This window comes from Vogesella amnigena (genome assembly GCF_042648905.1).
In the GTDB taxonomy this organism is placed as follows: domain Bacteria; phylum Pseudomonadota; class Gammaproteobacteria; order Burkholderiales; family Chromobacteriaceae; genus Vogesella; species Vogesella amnigena.
This window is the reverse complement of the sequence record NZ_JBHRYH010000021.1, coordinates 268,148-284,280: the sequence shown is the minus strand read 5'-3', so window position 1 is coordinate 284,280 and position 16,133 is coordinate 268,148. Positions and strand designations below refer to the sequence as shown.

The following is a 16,133-nucleotide window of genomic DNA, read 5'->3' as shown; positions in this document are numbered from 1 at the left end:
AGAAAGAGCTCAAGATGAACAGGCAATTCCGCAGTCTCTACAATGCAGCGCTGGGCAGCTGGGTAGCTGTCAGCGAATTGTCCACCGCTCATGGCCGTGGCCGCCTGCGCAAGAAGCGTCTGGCTGCTGTCTGCAGCCTGGCCATCGCCAGCGGCCTGTTCAGCTCTGCTGCACTGGCCGACTGCAACAACAGTGGCGGTAGCAACTACAGCTGCAGCGGTATCACCAGCAACTCACAAGTCATTAGCGGTAACGCATTGAATGTCTCCGCTGACAGCAGCTTCCAGGCCACAGCCAGCAACACGCTGGCGCTGTCCACCAGCAACGGCGATTTGAGCGTCAACCTGGCGGCCGGGTCCACACTGACCAACAGCGATCCTTTTAGCTACACGTTGGGCGCCACCACTACCGGTGGCAGCGGCAATATCGACCTTACCCTGGGCGGCAATATCAACAGCAGCGGCTTGCAGGGCGTGTATACCGACATGCTCTCCAGCGGCAATCTCAGCATTACCCAACTGGCCGGCAGCACCATCAGCGGCGGGGCGGCAATCCGCGCCGCGACCAATGGCAGCATGTCACTGGATCTGGCGGGCACCCTGACCGGGGTCAGCACGGTGGGCAACAACTATGGCCTGACCATGGTTGGCAATGGCGGCCCGGTAACCCTGCTACAGCATGCCAGCAGCCAGATCAGCGGCAGCCTCGGCATTTATGCCGGCATCTACACTGACCAGGCTACTTTCAATCTGGCCGGCACAATACAGGGCAATAGCAACGACGGCATTTTCCTGGATATGGGGGGGAGCATGACGGCGTTCACCCTCAACCAGACCGCAGGCAGCATCAGCGGCGCGGACAGTGGTATTGGCCTGTACTCGGATAACACCGCACCGATCAACCTGAATCTGGCCGGCAGTGTCAGTGGTGGTAGCCAGGCTGCCATCCTCACCGATACCGCAGCAGGCAGCGCTGTCAGCATCAACCTGCAAAGCGGCGCCAATGTCGGCAGCAGCAATGGCACCGCGTTGCTGGACACCCTGGGTAACGCCGATGTCAGCATCGCCAGCGGCGCTACCGTAGCGGGCAAGGTGCTGTTGGGCGAAGGCAACGACACGCTGACCATCAGCGGTGCGGCCAACCTCAGCGGCATCACGCTGCTGGACGGCGGCAACAGCGAGGATGGTGGCGTTACCGATATCCTCGGCACCGGCGGAGCTGCCACCAACAAGCTGACGTTCCAGAACAGCAGCCAGACCCTGGCAGGGGCAAACCTCAAGAACTGGCAAAGCGTGAATGTTGACGGCGGCAGCCTGACCCTGAGCGACGGCACGCTGGCCACCGGTAGCGGCACGAACCCGGACAGCAGCCTGCAAGGCCTGGTGCTGAGTAATGGCGGCAGTGTCAGCAGCCCGGCGGCGCTGAACATCAGTGGAGATGTGAACATCGGTACCGGCTCCATGCTGAGCCATGCGCAGGGCGGCAGCATTACCGGCAACGTGGCGAACGCCGGCAGCCTGTACTGGCAGAACCTGGGCCAGACGCTGACCATCAACGGCAACTACCACGGGACGGCGGGCAGCAGCCTGTCGCTGGAAAGCTATCTGGGCGATGACAGCGCCACCAGCGACCAGCTGCACGTTACCGGCAACATCACCGGCAGCACCGCTATCAGCATCCGTCCGGTGGCCGGCAGCCCCGGCGCGCAGACCGTGAACGGCATCCGCGTGGTGCAAGTGGATGGCAGCTCGGCGGCCGGCAGCTTTACCCTGGCTGCGCCGGCACAGGCTGGGGCCTATCAATACCTGCTGCAGCAGGGCAGCGCGCTGGATGGCAACGACTGGTACCTGGTGAGCCACTTTGATTGCTCGCTGAACAACAGCTGTGCTGCGGCCAACCCCGGTACCCCGCTTTACCGCCCGGGAGTGGTGAACTACCTGGCCGCCCAGGCGGTGGCGAACGAGCAGGGCATGCAGCAGCTTTCCAGCCTGCACCAGCGCATTGGTAGCCAGTGGCTGCAGACCGATGGCGGCCAGCGCTACTGGCTGCGTGCCTACCATGGCCAACAGCAGGCCGATGGCGCGCAGCGCTTTGGCTACGACAGCAGCAGCAACGGCATTCAGGCAGGCTACCTGTTGCATGACAGCAAGGATGCGGCCGGCAACCGCGACTACCTGGCCATTACCGCCGATTACGCCCGCAGCCAGGCCGACTTCCATGACCGCCTGCGTCCGCAGGCCGGCCTGGATGCCCGCACCGGTGCACTGAGCGCCAGCAGCCTGGGGGCCGGTGTGGTGTACAACCATACCTGGGCCGATGGCAGCTATGTGGATGTGGTCGGCCAGCTGTCCGCGCTCAGCAACAAGTTCACCGACAGCTATGGCGGCAGCGCCAAGCAGCGCGGCTGGCGGGTTGGTCTGAGCGTGGAGGGCGGGCTGCCGCTGGCGCGCTGGGGCAGCTGGCAGCTGGAATCGCAGGCGCAGCTGCAGTATCTGCATACCCGCTACCAGGGTATGGCTGATGGCAGCGGGCAGGTAGACGGCAGCAGCAACAATTTGCTGCGTGGTCGCCTTGGCCTGCGGCTGAGCAGTGGCCAGCCGGAAGATCAAACCCAGTTTTACGGCATTGCCAACGTGTTCCGCGACATGGGTGGCAAGACTGCGCTGCAAGTCGGGGGCCGCCGGGTAGAGGAACAGTTTGCGCGTGGCGGCTGGGAGCTGGGAGCCGGCATGCAGTATCGCCTGTCGGCCACTAGCCAGCTGTATGCCGACTTCCGCTACGGCCAGTCCTCCGGCGGTGGGGAAGGGCGCAAGCTGGAGCTGAACCTGGGCTGGAAGGCCAGTTTCTGAGGCGGGCATATCGGGGAAACGACGTCACCATGCTTTCCCGGATGCGCCTGCGGCTTATCCGGGCTACGGTGCGGGATGCGTAGCGTGTTGGTACATGCAGATGCAGCAAGGGCGGGCCGATGGCCCGCCCTTGTCATTGCGGCCAACGTAACCGGCAGTTGGCCGCAAGGTGGCTGTGCCGTGCTACATCAGCAAACAGGTGCGGTCGCGGCCGGCGTCCTTGGACAGGTATAGCGCCTTGTCCGCCAGCTTCAGCATGGTCTGGCTGTCGGCGGTGGAGGGCTGCAGCGCGGACACGCCGATGCTGACGGTAATGGGTAGCTGGCGGCCTTCCTCGCTGTGCATCGCCAGCTCGCGTACCGATTCGCACAGCCGGTTGGCCAGTACGCAGGCGCCTTCGGCATCGGTTTCCGGCAGGATGATGGCGAACTCCTCCCCACCGATGCGGCTGAGGATATCGTGTTGCCGCATCAGGCCCTGCAGGTGGCTGGCCACCCGCGTCAGCACCAGGTCGCCGGCATGGTGGCCGTGGCTGTCGTTGATGTTCTTGAAATGATCGATATCCAGAATCATCACCGCCAGGCTGGTGCTGTAGCGGCGCGCGCGGCTGAATTCGCGCTCCAGGCTCTGCATGAAGAAGCGGCGGTTGCTCACCCCGGTCAGCATGTCGGTGAGCGCCTGCCGCTCCAGCTCCTTTTTCAGCAACTGCAGTTCGGTGATGTCGGTGGAAAAGCCGATCAGCGCCTTGGGCTGGTCCTGCAGCACGATGGGTACCTTGACCGACCAGTAATAGGAGGCCCGGCCGCTTTCGTCGGTGATTTCTTCTTCGCCGGCCATCTTGTGGCCACTGTCGAACACCTGGCGATCGATTTCCCACAGGTGGTCGGCGGTAGCGCGGGCAATCACTTCGCTGTCCAGCTTGCCGATGATGTCTTCCGGCGCCAGCCCCAGCAGCGCGGCGGTGCGTTCGTTCACGTACAGGAAACGGCGGTCTTCCGACTTCATGTAGATGTAGGAGTCGACATTGTTCAGCACCGTGTCCAGCAGCTGGCGCTGCTCGCGCAGCTCCGCCTCCAGCCGCTTGCGTTCGGTGATGTCGGTGGAAATGCCGCACATGCCGATGATCGTGCCCTGCTCGTCGCGTACCGGCGCCTTTACCGTCCAGTAGATGCGTGTCTCGCCAGTGGCCTTGATGATGTTCAGCTCTTCGCTGACCAGGGTCTCGCCATGATCCAGCACCTTGCGATCGTTGAGCCGCAGCTGGTTGGAGATATCCAGATCGAAGAACCGGCTGTCGTCGCTGCCCACCACATCGTGTAGCGCCACACCGAATAGCTCGCACACCATATTGTTGGCATAGGTGTAGTTACCGGCGACATCCTTGGTGTAGATGTAGGCACCGACATTGTTCAACACCTGGCGCAGGCTGAGCAGTTCGCGCAGCAGCTCCTGCACATGATTGTTATCTTGCATCGCCATGCTCCCTGTCGGCACGAAGGCCGGTGGCTAATGCATTCTGGCAGATTGTGCGGCCAACTCCAGCGCGCGACACGGCCACCGCGGCAGTAAAAAAATCATCTATAAAATCAGCTGGTCATTGCCAATGATTCAGCATTAACTGCGGCCTTGGCCGCAAACAGGAGACCGTATGGGCAAGAACCGGCTGGAAGCATTCAGCGATGGCGTACTGGCCATCATCATCACCATCATGGTGCTGGAACTGAAAGTACCGCACGGCAGCGACTTCTCGGCGCTGGCGCCGCTGCTGCCCAGCTTCTGGAGCTATGTGCTCAGCTTCATCTACGTGGCCATCTACTGGAACAACCATCACCACCTGCTGCATGCCACCCGCCATGTTTCCGCCAGCGTGCTGTGGGCCAATCTGCACCTGCTGTTCTGGTTGTCGCTGTTCCCGTTCGCCACCGGCTGGATGGGCGAGAACCACTTCGCGCCGCTACCCACCGCCGCCTACGGCGTGGTACTGCTGATGGCGGCCATCGCCTGGTACCTGCTGCAGTTCAGCATCATGTGCACCGACGGCAAGGCCTCGCCGCTGAAGCGGGCACTGGGGCGCGACTGGAAGGGCAAGCTGTCGCCGCTGGGCTACCTGCTCGGCATTGCCGCCTCGTTCTGGCTGCACTGGCTGGCGCAGGCCATCTATGTGCTGCTGGCGCTGCTGTGGCTGATTCCGGATCGCCGCATCGAGCGGGAGATCGATCCGCATTGATGGCAACTTGCCTGCCGGAAAACTGGCAGTTTCACCGTTTTTTTTACTCCTGCCTGAAATTTCTGCCGCTGCTGATGGTAATTTTTCATTGAAAATCAGCAGGATAGGCGTTGTGTGCCGGTTGGCACGCCGGCTGCTATGGCCATGCTATCTGCCGGACTCTCCGGCCCGACCATGCCACCACAGGAGTTAGCCATGCACAGCGCCATCGGAACCGATCTGCCCGCAGATTTCTGCCAGGACATGGACAATGCCCATACCTTGCCGGCCAGCTACTACACCTCCGAGGTGGTGTTCCAGTACGAGAAGGAACACATCTTCACCCACGCCTGGCTGTGCCTGTGCCATGCCAGCGAACTGGCCGAAATCAATGCCTACGTCACCCGCAAGATCGTGGGCGAAAACCTGGTGGCGGTGCGCGGCCGCGACGGCACGCTGCGCGCCTTCTACAACGTCTGCCCGCACCGCGGCCACGAGCTGTTCAAGGACAGCGGTATCGCCCGCAACGTGGTGAGCTGCCCCTACCATGCCTGGACTTTCAAGCTGGATGGCGAGCTGGCGGTGGCGCGTAACTGCGAGAACGTGGCCAACTTCAACAAGGCCGACTACAACCTGGTGCCGATTCGCGTGGCCGAGTACGCCGGCTTCGTGTTCGTGAACATGGACATGGACGCGCCGCCGGTGGAAACCGCGCTGGCCGGGCTGGATGCCCATCTCAAAGCGGTATGCCCGAACGTGGCCGAGCTGCAGGTGGCCTCGCGCACCATCACCGACACCCCGGCCAACTGGAAGGTGATCGTCGACAACTACATGGAGTGCTACCACTGCGCGCCGGCGCACCCGGGCTTCTCCAGCTCGGTGGACAGCAGCAGCTACACCCACACCTTCCACGGCAACTGGACACTGCAGCACGGCCACAGTAAATCGTCCGAGCAGGGATATTCCTTCGACAAGGAAGTGAACAATCAGGCCTTCAGCGGCTACTGGGTATGGCCGTGCGTGATGTTCAACGTGGTGCCGGGCGACGACACCATGACCGTTATCTACGAATACCCGGTGGCCGCTGGCCTCACCGTGCAGTACTACGAGGTGCTGATGAAGAGCAAGGATGTCACCCCGGAGCAGCGCAACTTCATCACCTGGGCCACGCAGACCTTCCGCCCGGAAGACCTGGCACTGGTGGAAAGCGTGCAGCGCGGCCTGCAATCGCGCGGCTACCGCGGCCAGGGCCGCATCATGGTGGACGCGGCGCGCAGCGGTATCAGCGAACACGGTATCGCCTACTTCCACCGCATGGTGGCCGGCTACTACCCGCGCCGCGACAAGGAAGCGTGATGAGCACTATCCACTGGCTGGCCGGCACGGTAAGCGACATCACCGTGCTGGCGCCCGATATCAAACGCTTCACCTTGCGGCCAACTGCCGGCCATTACCCGGACTTTGCCTCCGGCAGCCACCTGCTGCTGCGGGTGGGGGCGGCGGCGGACAGCCCGGTGAATGCCTACTCGCTGCTGGATGCCAGCGGCGGTGGCGCGGAGGTACACATCGCGGTGCAGCGCGAGCCGGCATCGCGCGGCGGCTCGGCCTGGCTGCATGCGCTGCAGCCGGGTAGCGCCATCCACTTCAGCACCCCGGCCAACCTGTTCGCGCTACAGTCGGCGGCGCGGCGCCATGTGTTCATTGCCGGCGGCATCGGCATCACGCCGTTCATCGCCCACCTGGCGGCGCTGCAGGCCAGCGGCGGGCAGGGCGAGCTGCACTATGCCTTTCGCCATGCCGACACGGCAGCCTTCGTGGCCCAGCTGGCCGGCCAGCCGCAGGTAAGCCTGTACGACGGCAGCCAGGGGCAGCGGCTGGATGTGGCGGCGCTGCTGGCCACGCTGGGGCCGGATGATCATGTCTACGCCTGCGGCCCGCAACGCTTGCTGGACGCGGCACAGGCCGCCGGCCAGCAGCTGCGTGCCGAGGGGAGGCTGCATATCGAGCAGTTTGCCCCCCAGGTGGCAGCCACTGGTGGTGCGTTTAGCGTGCGGCTGGCGCGCAGCGGGCTGGATATCGCGGTGGCGGCAAACGAGTCGATCCTGGACGCCATCCAGCGCCAAAGCGCGGTACGGGTGGAAAGCCTGTGCCGCGAAGGCTACTGCGGCACCTGCGAAACACGGCTGCTCTCCGGCAACGCCGAGCACCGCGACCAGTACCTGAGCGACGCCGAGCAGCAGGCGCAGGATCGCATCATGCTGTGCGTGTCGCGCGCCGCCTGCGCGCGGCTGGAGCTGGACCTGTAGCCCGGATAAGCGCAGCGCATCCGGGAACGTCGTGCGACCTTGGCCGCACTCCCCGGATGCGCCTGCGGCTTATCCGGGCTACGCGAGCTGCCCCCATAAAACCATGCGGCCAACCTTTCGGGAAAAGGTTGGCCGCATGGTTTCCTGCTGACCCGGCCTGGCTTGCCTCAGCATCGTAGGTTGGGTTGAGCGCAGCGAAGCCCAACGTTTACCGCGAGCTTTTGCCGTGTTGCGTGGTTTTGTATCCGCTTCGCGGATGATGATTGAGGTCGCCGGTTCCGCCCGGCGTACGGGATACCTTCTTTTGCGTCGCCAAAAGAAGGTATCCGAAGAAAAGGCGACCCGACGGCTACTCGAAACCCCGGGCAAAAAGGCACGCCCCAGGCGCCGCCGAACTCGCCCCTCGCTAACGGCTCGGGACTCAAACAGATCGGCGTCTTAAAACCTGGGGCGCACCATTTTGCTCGGCTCGCGCCAACGGGATTGGGGGCAAGTTGGTTCGGTTCTACCAATTGCATGATTAGGTGAATTGCTGGGTATGGCTCACGGTAGGACCCGTAGCCCGGATAAGCGCAGCGCATCCGGGTATCTGTGCCCTCGTTCCCGGATGCGCCTGCGGCTTATCCGGGCTACGCCAGCTGCCCCCATAAAACCATGCGGCCAACCCTTCGCCCGAAAGGTTGGCCGCATGGTTTCCTGCTGATCTGGCCTGCCTCAGCCCACCACCTGCTGGGTCAGGCGGATGCCGTATTTCTTCATCTTGTACTGCAGTGTGGCTCGCGGCAGGCCGCATTGGCGTGCCGCCTCCGACAGGTTGGGGTAGCGCTGCAGGTAGTGCAGCAGCAGGCTGCGTTCGTAGGCGGCCAGCTGTTCGTCCAGCGTGCCGCTTCCGGCTGCCGGCATGGCCGGCGGGGTGCTGGCAGCCGCCAGCTGCGGGGCAACGGCCTTTTCCTCGCTGGCCTGCTCGTCGTCCTCCAGCAGCACGAAATCCAGCTCCTCGCCGTTTTCGCAGAAGATCAGGCTGCGCAGGATGATGTTCTCCAGCATGCGCACATTGCCCGGCCAGCTGTGGCGCTGCAGCCGGTCCAGCACCGCATTGCTGATGCGCTTCACCCGGTTGCCGGTGAGCTTGCCGTTGCGCTCCAGGAAGGCCTGCGCCAGCAGCGGGATGTCGCGCTTGCGCTCGCGCAGCGGCGGAATGGTGAGATAGCCGACGTTGAGCCGGTACAGCAGGTCCGGGCGGATGCGCTGCCGCTCCAGCATCTGCTGTGGCGATTCGTTGGTGGCGGCGATGATGCGCACGTCCACCTGGCATTCCTTGCTGGAGCCGACACGGCGGAAGGTCTGCTCCTGTAGCGCGCGCAGCAGCTTGCCCTGCACCGCCAGCGGCATGGAATTGAGCTCGTCGAGAAACAGCGTGCCGCCGTGGGCATTTTCCAGCAGGCCGGCGCGGTCTTCGGCGCCGGTAAACGCGCCCTTCACGGTGCCGAACAACGCGCTTTCGAACAGCTGCTCCGGCATCGCCGCACAGTTCATCACCAGGTAGGGTTTGCCGGCGCGGTCGCTGTGGCTGTGCAGCAGGCGCGCGAACAGCTCCTTGCCGGTGCCGGTTTCGCCGTAGATCAGCACCTGCACGTCGGTTTTGGCCAGCCGCTGCGCCTGCTGCACCAGCTTCTGCATCGCCGGTTCGCAGGTGATGATGCCGTCGTCGGCCTGTGCCTGCTGCGCCTGCAGCCGCTGTTGCAGGTCGACGAACTGCTCGTGCAGGTGGTTGATCACCGACAGGTCGCGGGCGATCTCGATGGCGCCGATGATCTCGCCGCTGCCGCTGTTCAGCGGCAGGGTGGTATGCACCTGGTGCACCGGTTTGCCGCTGGCGTTGTAGTACAGCTGGTACTGGTTGTGATAGCGGGTACCCTTGTGTACCGCCTGCAGCAGGGTGCTGCTGTGCTGGTTCATCCTGGGGTAGACCTGCAGCAGCGGGTTGCCCAGCGCGTGTGCGGCCAGGTAGTCGTCCTGGCGGGCGCTTTCCTCGTTGTAATACACGTAGTTGCCATCGCTATCGACGATGGCCACCGGCTGCGGCAGCGAGTCCAGGAACTCCTTGAATACGGCAATGGCGGCGGCCAGTTGCGCTTCCATCTGTGTGTCTCCTCCGGGTGTCCCGTTATCGTTTTTTTACTATTCATACCACGGCATGCCAGCCGGCGTCCGCCGGTACCGCCATTCTGCCCGCTCCGGGCCGCCAGATATCTGGCAGTTACGCAACTATCTACGCATCCACTAAAAATCCGCGAAACGCAAAATTGATCCAAGTCAATGTTTTTGCTGCGTTTTTCTATCGCTGTCGGTGTGGCACGCTTTCTGCTGAATAGCTTCCCATCTAGACGCCGCCGCCACGCTCTGCGCGGGGCCGCCAGAACAGGGAGAGATCGCTTGCAACCACTGCCCACCACCTCGTCCGATAGCCAGCCCATCATCGATATCCGCGATCTGCACAAGCATTTCGGCAACCACCACGTACTGAAGGGGGTGTCGTTCACTGCCCACCAGGGCGAGGTGGTGTCGCTGATCGGCGCCAGCGGCTCCGGCAAGAGCACCCTGCTGCGCTGCATGAACCTGCTGGAGGTGCCGGACAGCGGCCAGGTGCTGATCTCCGGCGAGGAGGTGGCTCTGGCGCAGAACCGTCGCGGCCAGAACGTGATCGTCGATCCACGGCAGGTGGAGCGCATCCGCACCCGGCTGGGCATGGTGTTCCAGAACTTCAACCTGTGGCCGCACATGACGGTGCTGGAAAACCTGATCGAAGTGCCTACCCGTGTGCTGGGGCAGCCGCGCCAGGAAGCCATCGAGCTGGCAGAGGCGCTGCTGGCCAAGGTGGGCATTGCCGACAAGCGCCACAGCTACCCGGCCTTCCTGTCCGGCGGGCAGCAGCAGCGGGTGGCGATTGCCCGCGCGCTGGCCACCCGCCCGGCGGTGATGCTGTTCGACGAGCCCACCTCGGCACTGGACCCGGAGCTGGTGGGCGAGGTGCTGAAGGTGATCCGCGACCTGGCGCAGGACGGCTGCACCATGGTGCTGGTCACCCACGAAATGGCCTTCGCCCGCGATGTGTCCAGCAAGGTGATGTTCCTGCACCAGGGCCGCATCGAAGAAGCGGGCAGCGCCAGCCAGGTATTTGAAAACCCCGGCAGCGAACGCTGCCGTCAGTTCGTCAACGCGCAGTTCTGCCGCGCCTGAGAGCGTGTTCACGATCTAGCGAGCTCGCGCGAGACAAGGCGAAAACGACTGAGGAAGCGGAGTTTACAAGTGGTAAATGCGCATACCTGAGTCGAATTCACGCCGTATCGCCGACGCGCAGCAGATCGTGAACAGGCTCTGAGGCTGCGGCCAACGGTAACGGCCCCACAGCTACCCCGGCTGTGCCGTCACACACCCATCAGGAGAAACGCAAGATGAAAACCACAATGCTGTCCCTGTGCTGTGCCGTATCCCTGGGCCTGGCCGCCTCCGGCGCCATGGCAGCCACGCCGCTGAAGATCGGCGTGGCTGCCGAGCCTTACCCGCCGTTTTCCATCAAGGGCAGCAATGGCCAGTGGAGCGGTTTCGAGGTGGAACTGGTCAACCGCCTGTGCCAGGAGATGAAGACCCAGTGCCAGATCACCGAGGTGGCCTGGGACGGCATCATTCCCTCGCTACAGGGCAAGAAGATCGACGTGATCTTCAGCTCCATGTCGATTACCCCGGAGCGGCAGAAGGTGATCAATTTCAGCAAGCCCTACTACTACACCGACGCCATGTTCGTGGGTGCCAAGGGGAGCAAGCTGGACCTCAGCCCGGCCGGCATGCGCGGCAAGACCATAGGGGTGCAGTCGTCCACGGTGAACGCCAGTTTCGTGATGAAGCGCTATGGCCAGAGCGCCAGCATCAAGTACTACAACACCCAGGACGAGCTGAATGCCGACATGGCCGCCGGCCGCATCGACGCCATGCTGCTGGATGGCCTGGCCGCAGGCGACTTCCTGGCCAGCAAGCAGGGGGCGCAGCTGGAGTCCAAGGGCCTGGCGCCGCGTGACCCGCTGTTCGGCCCCGGCATCGGCGCCGGCCTGCGCAAGCAGGACGTGGCACTGAAGCAGCAGTTCGATGCCGCCATCGACAAGCTGCTGAAGGGTGGCAGCTACGACGCCATCCAGAAGAAGTACTTCAAGATCAGCGTAGCGCCGAAATAAGCCGGCAAGGCCGCTTGCCACTGGCCTGAAACCTCTGGCAAGCGGCTGTACGACACTTCCACCACCCCCTCCACAAGGGAAGTCCGTCATGAGCTGGTTGCAACACGTATTCGATACCGTGGTTCTCGACTGGGGCCCGGCGCTGCTGGATGGCGCCGCGGTGACCCTGCAGATTTCCATCGGCGCCTTTGTCGTCGGTCTGCTCATCGGCGTGCTGGTGGCCATGACCAAGCTGTCCGGCCCGCGCCCGCTGGTGTGGCTGGCCAATCTGTACACCAGTATCTGCCGCGCCGTGCCGGAGCTGCTGCTGATCCTGCTGCTGTATTACGCCGGCGGCGACCTGATCAACTACCTGCTGGCGCAGTTCGGCCAGGAGCCGGCGCCGATCAACGGCTTCATGGCCGCCGTGGTGGTGCTGGGCATCGTGCAGGGTGCTTACGCCGGCGAGATCATCCGCGGCGCCATCCAGTCGATACCGCCCGGCCATATCGAGGCGGCACGGGCCTTCGGCTGCCGCCGCGGCATGGTGCTGCAGCGCATCATCCTGCCGGAAATGCTGCCCTACGCGCTGGGCGGGCTGTCCAACCTGTGGCTCATCCTGATCAAGGACAGCGCGCTGATCAGCGTGGTGGGCTACAGCGAGCTGCTGTTCACCACCAAGCAGGCCGCCGGCTCCACCCGCGAATACCTGCTGTTCTATGTTTCGGTGTCGCTGGTGTACCTGCTGATCACCCTGCTGTCCAACCTGCTGTTCAGCCGCGTCGATCGCCGCATCGGCCGCTGGATGCCAGCCCACTGAGCGGGAGCGCGACATGGATTTTTCCTGGATCACCGATTACCGGCCGCAGCTGTGGCTGGCACTGCTCACCACGCTGCAGCTGCTGCTGATCTCCGGCGTGCTGGGCTTTCTGCTGGCCATCGCGGTGGCGTTTGGCCGGCTGTCCAAGCAACCGTTCATTGCCTGGCTCAGCCTGTCCTATACCAACCTGATTCGCGGCACGCCGCTCCTGGCGCAGATCTACGTGATGTATTACGGCGTGGGCAGCCTGTTCCAGGACAGCCCCTGGCTGCGCGACAGCTGGCTGTGGCCCTATCTGCGCGAAGGCTTCTGGTACGTGGCGCTGGCGCTCACCCTCAGCGTGGGCGGCTACCTGGGCGAAGTCATCAAGGGCGGCCTGCGCGGCGTACCCAAGGGCGAACTGGAAGCCGCACGCGCGCTGGGCATGCCACGCTGGCTGATCATCCGCCGCATCTGGCTGCCGCGCACGCTGTACATGCTGCTGCCCACCCTGGCCGGCGAGTCGGTAATGCTGCTCAAGTCCACCGCGCTGGCCTCCACCGTGGCGGTAATGGACGCGCTGGGCATGGCCAACCTGATCCGCAACCAGACCTTTCTCACCTACGAGCCGCTGCTGCTGATGGCCGGCGTGTACCTGCTGCTGGCGCTGTGCATCGAACAGCTGTTCCGGCGGCTGGAAGCCCGGCTGCCGTTCCGCAACGCGCTGTAACCGTTACTCATCAAGGACCTTCAGCATGCACTACTCCACTCTGGTAGACCGCCTGGCCGGCAAACGCACCGACGCCTGGCAAATCCACTACGCCGCCCTGCAGGCCCAGGCCGAGGGGCGGGAGGTGTTCGTTCTCAGCGTGGGCGACCCGGATTTCGCCACCCCCGAGCACATCACCGAGCGTGCGGTAAGCGCGCTGCGCGGCGGCGACACCCACTACAGCGAGGTGAACGGCCGCCTGGGGCTGCGCCGCGCCATTGCCGCCATGCACAGCGAGGAAACCGGGCAGGCGGTGGATGCCGACCAGGTGATCGTGGTCGGCGGCGCGCAGAACGGCCTGTTCGCCGTGGCGCAGTGCCTGCTGCAGGCCGGCGACGAAGTGCTGGTGCCGGAGCCGATGTACCTGACCTACGAAGCCAGCATTCGCGCCAGCGGCGCCACGCTGGTGCCGGTGCCGGTAAGCGTGGAGAGCGGCTTTCACATCCAACCGCAGGCCTTTGCCGCCGCCATCACCCCGAGCACCCGCGCCATCTTCCTGGCCACACCCAACAACCCCAGCGGCGCGGTGATGACGCACGACGAGCTGGCCGCCATCGCCGCGCTGGCGCAGCAGCATGATCTGTGGGTGGTATCGGACGAGGTGTACGCCAACCTCACTTTCGAGCGCCCGCACATCAGCATGGTGAGCCTGCCGGGCATGGCTGGGCGCACCGTCACCATCGGCAGCCTGTCCAAATCGCACGCCATGGCCGGCTGGCGTACCGGCTGGGTGGTGGCGCCGCGCGAGCTGATCATCCACCTGGAACGGCTGGCGCTGTGCATGCTGTACGGCCTGCCCGGCTTCGTGCAGGAGGCGGCGCAGCTGGCGGTGGAGCAGCGCGGACCGGTGATTGCCGCCATGCGCGACACCTATCGCCGCCGCCGCGACGTGTGCTACCAGCAGCTGTCGAACGTGCCCGGCCTGCGCTGCCAGCTGCCGGAGGCCGGCATGTTCATGCTGCTGGACGTGCGCGGCAGCGGCCTGTCCGCCCATGACTTTGCCTGGCAGCTGTTCCGTGAAACCGGGGTATCGGTGCTGGATGCCAGCGCCTTCGGCGACACCGCCGCCGGCTTCGTGCGCCTGGGCTTTGTGCTGGACGAGGCGCGACTGGCGGAAGCCTGCCGTCGCATTGCCACCTTTGTGACCCAGCTGCAGCCGCAGCCGGCATAAGAGCCTGCACACGATCTGCTGCGCGTCGGCGATACGGCGTTGAAACCGTCTTCGAAATGCTCATTGACTCCATGTCAATTCCGCTTCCTCAGCCGGTTTCGCCTTGTCTCGCTCTAGCTCGCTAGATCGTGAGCACGCTCTACTACCCAAGAAAGGAGCGCAACATGAAAACCCTGGGCGTCTACCTCACCGAACTGTTGGCCACATACGGCGTGGATACCGTGTTCGGCATCCCCGGCGTGCATACCGTGGAGCTGTACCGTGGCCTGGCCGACAGCCCGATCCGCCACATCACCGCCCGCCACGAGCAGAGCCTGGGCTTCATGGCCGACGGCTACGCCCGCGTCAGCGGCAAGCCCGGCGTATGCCTGGTGATCTCAGGCCCCGGCCTCACCAACACCCTTACCGCCATGGGCCAGGCCTATGCCGACTCGGTGCCGATGCTGGTGATCTCCGGCGTCAACGCGCTTGGCAAGCAGGGCTCCGGCAACGGCTACCTGCACGAGCTGCCGGACCAGCAGGCGCTGGCCAGCCAGGTGTGCGCCTTCAGCCACAGCCTGACCCGCGCCGAGGAGCTGCCGCAGGTGCTGGCGCGCGCCTTCGCGGTGTTCGACGGCGCGCGGCCTCGGCCGGTGCACATCGAGATTCCGCTGGACCTGATGTCGGCCCCCGCCGACCACCTGCCGCTGCCGGCACAACCGCCGCGCTTGCAGCGCGCGGCGGCAGCGGAGAGCGAGCTGGCGTTGGCCGCACAGCAGCTGCGCAGTGCGCGCCGGCCGCTGCTGCTGGCAGGCGGCGGCGCCACGGCGGCGGCGGACGATATCACCCGGCTGGCCGAACTGCTGGACGCCCCGGTGGTGATGACCATCAATGCCCGTGGCGTGCTGCCCGCCGGCCACCCGCTGGCACTGTCCTGCACGCCGTCGCTGGCGGCGGCGCGGGCGCTGATCGAGGGCAGCGACGTGGTGCTGGCCATCGGCACCGAGCTTGGCCCCACCGACTACGACATGTATGCCGACGGCGGCTTCACGCTGCCGGGCCGGCTGATCCGTATCGATATCGACCCGCAGCAGCTGTTCCGCAACCGTGCCGCCGACCTGCCGCTGCTGGGCGACGCCGCCGCCAGCGTGGCCGCGCTGTGCCGCTTGCTGGCCGAGCACCGTGGCCAGCGCGAAGGCGAAGCCCGCGCGGCGCAGGTGCGTGCCGGCTTTGCCAACCGGCTGGATACGCAAAGCCGCGATGACCTGGCGCTGCTGCACCAGCTGCGCGACGCGCTGCCACAGGCGCGCTGGGTGGGCGACTCCACCAGGCTGGTATATGCCGGCAACCTCGGCTTCGACGCGCTGGCGCCACGGCAGTGGTTCAACGCCTCGGTGGGCTTTGGCGCGCTGGGCTACGGCTTGCCGGCCGCCATCGGCGCCGCGTTGGCCGCACCGCAGCAGCCGGTGATCTGCCTGGCCGGCGACGGCGGTTTCCAGTTCACCGTGGCCGAGCTGGGCAGCGCGGTGGAAAACGCGCTGCCGCTGATCGTGCTGCTGCTCAACAACCGCTGCTACGGCGAAATCCGCCTCGCCATGCAGGCCGCCGAAGTCACGCCGCTGGGAGTGGATCTGTACACCCCTGATTTCGTGGCGCTGGCGCGCAGCTATGGCTGGCATGCCGAGCAGGCCAGCGGCAATGCCGCCATTGTTGCTGCGCTGCAAGCGGCAGCGCAGCGCAGCGGCCCCAGCCTGATCGAGATCCCGGCCCCGCTGCCGGGGCTGTAATCCAATTAACCACGATCGCGCGAGCCAACACCGGCCAGCGATCGTGCGATGACGGAAAG

The 16,133-nt window shown here is 64.8% G+C and carries 12 protein-coding genes; 10 read left to right on the top strand and 2 right to left on the bottom strand.

The features are described from left to right. The first annotated feature begins 14 nt into the window (after window positions 1-14). On the top strand, window positions 15-2,849 hold the full coding sequence (locus ACFOKJ_RS11175) for an autotransporter outer membrane beta-barrel domain-containing protein (RefSeq protein WP_390279555.1): 2,835 nt from the start codon (window positions 15-17) through the stop codon (window positions 2,847-2,849). Window positions 2,850-3,032: 183 nt separating this feature from the next. Here the strand turns inward: ACFOKJ_RS11175 and ACFOKJ_RS11170 are convergent, their stop codons facing one another. Next, window positions 3,033-4,322 (bottom strand): sensor domain-containing diguanylate cyclase, encoded by a 1,290-nt coding sequence (locus ACFOKJ_RS11170; RefSeq protein WP_390279553.1) that lies wholly within the window; start codon window positions 4,320-4,322, stop codon window positions 3,033-3,035. A gap of 175 nt (window positions 4,323-4,497) precedes the next feature. Between ACFOKJ_RS11170 and ACFOKJ_RS11165 the strand changes: the two genes are divergently transcribed. The 3 genes from ACFOKJ_RS11165 to ACFOKJ_RS11155 all read left to right on the top strand — a co-directional run bounded on the left by ACFOKJ_RS11165 (window position 4,498) and on the right by ACFOKJ_RS11155 (window position 7,361). Next, entirely contained in the window at window positions 4,498-5,076 is a 579-nt protein-coding gene (locus tag ACFOKJ_RS11165) for a TMEM175 family protein (protein WP_390279551.1), read from the top strand. Between the two features lie 195 nt (window positions 5,077-5,271). Then, window positions 5,272-6,411: an aromatic ring-hydroxylating oxygenase subunit alpha gene (locus tag ACFOKJ_RS11160; protein ID WP_390279550.1), complete on the top strand. Its 1,140-nt coding sequence runs from the start codon at window positions 5,272-5,274 to the stop codon at window positions 6,409-6,411. Next, window positions 6,411-7,361, top strand: a complete 951-nt coding sequence (locus ACFOKJ_RS11155) for a PDR/VanB family oxidoreductase (protein WP_390279548.1) — start codon at window positions 6,411-6,413, stop codon at window positions 7,359-7,361. The genes ACFOKJ_RS11160 and ACFOKJ_RS11155 overlap by 1 nt, the downstream gene beginning before the upstream one ends. A 714-nt stretch (window positions 7,362-8,075) precedes the next feature. On the opposite strand, the gene ACFOKJ_RS11150 is transcribed toward ACFOKJ_RS11155, so the two are convergent. Beyond that, complete coding sequence (locus ACFOKJ_RS11150; protein ID WP_390279546.1) at window positions 8,076-9,503, bottom strand: sigma-54 interaction domain-containing protein; 1,428 nt, start codon at window positions 9,501-9,503, stop codon at window positions 8,076-8,078. A 294-nt stretch (window positions 9,504-9,797) separates the two neighbouring features. Between ACFOKJ_RS11150 and ACFOKJ_RS11145 the strand changes: the two genes are divergently transcribed. From ACFOKJ_RS11145 to ACFOKJ_RS11120, 6 genes are all read left to right on the top strand, one after another. After that, entirely contained in the window at window positions 9,798-10,601 is an 804-nt protein-coding gene (locus tag ACFOKJ_RS11145; protein WP_449369338.1) for an ABC transporter ATP-binding protein, read from the top strand. 215 nt (window positions 10,602-10,816) lie between these two features. Next, window positions 10,817-11,590, top strand: coding sequence for a transporter substrate-binding domain-containing protein (locus ACFOKJ_RS11140; protein ID WP_390279544.1), 774 nt, complete (start codon window positions 10,817-10,819; stop codon window positions 11,588-11,590). A gap of 88 nt (window positions 11,591-11,678) precedes the next feature. Beyond that, window positions 11,679-12,389, top strand: a complete 711-nt coding sequence (locus ACFOKJ_RS11135) for an ABC transporter permease (RefSeq protein ID WP_390279542.1) — start codon at window positions 11,679-11,681, stop codon at window positions 12,387-12,389. Window positions 12,390-12,402: 13 nt separating this feature from the next. After that, the gene (locus ACFOKJ_RS11130) at window positions 12,403-13,098 is read left to right on the top strand and encodes an ABC transporter permease (protein ID WP_390279540.1); all 696 of its coding nucleotides are present in this window, start codon (window positions 12,403-12,405) and stop codon (window positions 13,096-13,098) included. Between the two features lie 25 nt (window positions 13,099-13,123). Next, window positions 13,124-14,308, top strand: a complete 1,185-nt coding sequence (locus ACFOKJ_RS11125) for a pyridoxal phosphate-dependent aminotransferase (protein ID WP_390279538.1) — start codon at window positions 13,124-13,126, stop codon at window positions 14,306-14,308. 164 nt (window positions 14,309-14,472) lie between these two features. Next, window positions 14,473-16,074, top strand: coding sequence for a 5-guanidino-2-oxopentanoate decarboxylase (locus tag ACFOKJ_RS11120; protein ID WP_390279536.1), 1,602 nt, complete (start codon window positions 14,473-14,475; stop codon window positions 16,072-16,074). Window positions 16,075-16,133 lie beyond the last annotated feature (59 nt).